At 55.9% G+C, this 2517-nt stretch carries 3 protein-coding genes; 2 read left to right on the top strand and 1 reads right to left on the bottom strand.

Annotated elements, in window-relative coordinates:
- The first annotated feature begins 380 nt into the window (after positions 1-380).
- Entirely contained in the window at positions 381-1337 is a 957-nt protein-coding gene (locus tag PROAA_RS10460; RefSeq protein ID WP_186411286.1) for a GGDEF domain-containing response regulator, read from the top strand.
- A gap of 88 nt (positions 1338-1425) precedes the next feature.
- On the opposite strand, the gene gloB is transcribed toward PROAA_RS10460, so the two are convergent.
- Positions 1426-2187 carry a hydroxyacylglutathione hydrolase gene (gene gloB, locus PROAA_RS10455; protein WP_186411285.1) on the bottom strand — a complete coding sequence of 254 codons (762 nt, stop codon included), beginning with the start codon at positions 2185-2187 and terminating at the stop codon, positions 1426-1428.
- Between the two features lie 27 nt (positions 2188-2214).
- Between gloB and PROAA_RS10450 the strand changes: the two genes are divergently transcribed.
- The coding region (locus PROAA_RS10450) for a class I SAM-dependent methyltransferase (RefSeq protein WP_222102213.1) at positions 2215-2517 on the top strand (303 nt) is incomplete at its 3' end.

Below are 2517 nucleotides of genomic sequence, written 5' to 3'. Positions count from 1 at the left end.
ACGGACAGAGCAAAAGGATTGATGCTCAGGCTTTCAATGGCTACCGGCCGATGCGAGGCCTGGCCCAGTTTCTCAACTAGCACAGGCTTGATCAGCGGGGGCAAGACAAAGAAACCAAGCACTCCGTAAATGACGACCGCGATCAAACATCGCAAAGCAATCTTCTTCGTCCTCTGCGAATGAAGAACGGTCTGAAGTTTCGAAGTGACGTGATTGTTGATCATGATGAACAGCCGTGAATTTCTTGCCGGAAAGCTGAATTTATCACGAACACCGCGCTTTCGGACCGGCAACAGAACCCGGCCGGCTCAGCCGAAACCACTATTGTGCCAACCGGGCTAGAATAGCGCATGATCTAACAATTCTCTTTCGGGACAAGCATGAAGACCCTCGTCATTGAAGACAGCACAAGCAGTCTGAAACTTCTTTGCAGTTACATCGAGAAAATAGGCATTTCAACCATTCCGGCCGAGAACGGCGCGACGGGCATTGACCTCTTTCTGAGCGAACATCCGGATCTGATACTGCTTGACATCATCCTCCCCGACCTCGATGGCTATGAAGTAGCTCGTCAGATTCGTCTTCTGGAGCCTCCGGGTGAATGGACGCCGATTATCTTCCTGAGTTCCATGAATAAGGACAAGGACATCGAAATGGGTATCGCTGCGGGCGGCGACGACTATCTCCTCAAGCCGATCAGCGAAGTTGTCCTGGCGGCCAAGATTCGCGCCATGCAGCGCATCATCCAGATGCGCCAATCGCTGCTTGTACTTACCCGCAAACTCGATTCGGCCAATCAGGAGCTGAAGCGACTGACCTCGCTCGATGGCCTGACCGGCATTCCCAATCGCCGTCATTTTGACGAAGTACTGGCTAGAGAATGGCGACGCGCGATGCGTCAGGGCGAGGAATTGTCGATTCTCATGTGCGATATCGATTTTTTCAAGAACTTCAATGACACCTTTGGCCACCAGAAGGGTGACGAATGCCTGCGTCAAGTTGCCAACGCTTTGGCTGACTCACTGGATCGTGGCGGCGACGTCCTCGCCCGCTACGGCGGAGAGGAGTTCATTGCCGTTCTGCCGGGAACAACTCTTGAGGGCGCCTCGTTTATTGCTGCGCAAATGCGACAGTCAATCTGCCAATTGAATATTTCCCACCCCGACACACCGTTTGGGAAAGTCACAGCGAGCTTTGGTGTTGCTTCAGCCGTGGCCATGCCCGAGACGGACCCACTGAAAATTGTTGGCGCTGCCGATACGGCGATGTACAAGGCTAAGAAATCTGGTCGAAATCGCGTTTTCCGAACCACATCGCTTGATCCTCAAGAAGACTGAACGCGCTTGAATACGTGCTCTGCTGAATAAGGCACAAGAGATCAGCCGGGCACTCAGCTGCGGCACCATCAGCCGCATGCGCAGTTCCTCAGAAGCGATTCTTCCACTCACGCAGCACTGCAAATACTTCCACTGAACTTCGCACGTCGGGTTCTTTGCGCTGGACTGAGGCAACGATCTCGGGCTCTCCACAACGTAAGAAAGGATTTGTCGCTTTCTCAAGCGCGATAGTCGAGGGTACGGTTGCCCGCCCGTCCGCGCGCGCCGCCCCGACCTCGTCGACCCGTTGCCGCAGTTGGCCGTTGCCGGGCTCGACGGTCTGCGCAAACCGCAAATTGGACTCCGTGTACTCGTGGGCGCAATACACGGCCGTCTGATCGGGCATCGACGCCAGTCGCATCAATGAATCGTACATCTGTGCCGGTGTACCTTCAAACAGGCGTCCACAGCCCGCGCCGAACATCGTATCGCCGCAGAACAAACAGCCGGAACCATGATACGCGAGGTGCCCGAGCGTATGGCCCGGAACGGCGAGAACTCGAAACTCGACGCCCAGAGCGGGCAGGCGGATCGTCTCACCGCCACTTAATGGCCTCGTGATGCCTGTGATAGACTCCGACGCCGGACCAAATACTTCGGCGGGGTGACGTGCCAGCAAACCGGCTACCCCGCCCTGGTGATCCGCGTGGTGATGTGTAACCAGAATGGAAGCCAGCGTCAGGCTCTCCCGTTCAAGCACCTCGAGAACGGGTCGGGCATCGCCGGGATCAACCACCGCAGCCGCAGCACCCTTGCGCAACAGCCAGATGTAGTTATCCTTGAAAGCCGGAATCCTGATGACGTCAAACATGGTCTGATTGTGGAAGAACTGCGGAAAATGTCAATTCCCGGGATCAATGCTTGGCTGCACACGCCACAAGGACGCTACATCATGTCCTGGGAGCAACCCAGAATTGACGCGCTGGTCGCTGATGTGTTCGGTTACAACGCGCTGCAGCTCGGGCTGCCACAATTCGATCTGCTCGCACAGAACCGCATCCCGCTGCGCCAGATTGCCGGCGAATCAGGCCAGGTTGACGTACTTTGCGATCTGCGCGAATTACCCTTCGCCGCGAACAGCATCGATCTTGTCGTGATGCCGCACATCCTCGAATTTCACGGTGATCCGCATCAGGTTCTG

This window comes from Candidatus Propionivibrio aalborgensis, assembly GCF_900089945.1.
In the GTDB taxonomy this organism is placed as follows: Bacteria; Pseudomonadota; Gammaproteobacteria; order Burkholderiales; family Rhodocyclaceae; genus Propionivibrio; species Propionivibrio aalborgensis.
The sequence above is the reverse complement of the archived record's forward strand: the minus strand, read 5'-3'. Positions and strand labels throughout refer to the sequence as shown.

Coding starts and splice junctions, on each gene's coding strand:
- PROAA_RS10460 (WP_186411286.1), top strand. CDS start 381: ATGAAGACCCTCGTCATTGAAGACAGCACAAGCAGTCTGAAACTTCTT.
- gloB (WP_186411285.1), bottom strand. CDS start 2,187: ATGTTTGACGTCATCAGGATTCCGGCTTTCAAGGATAACTACATCTGG.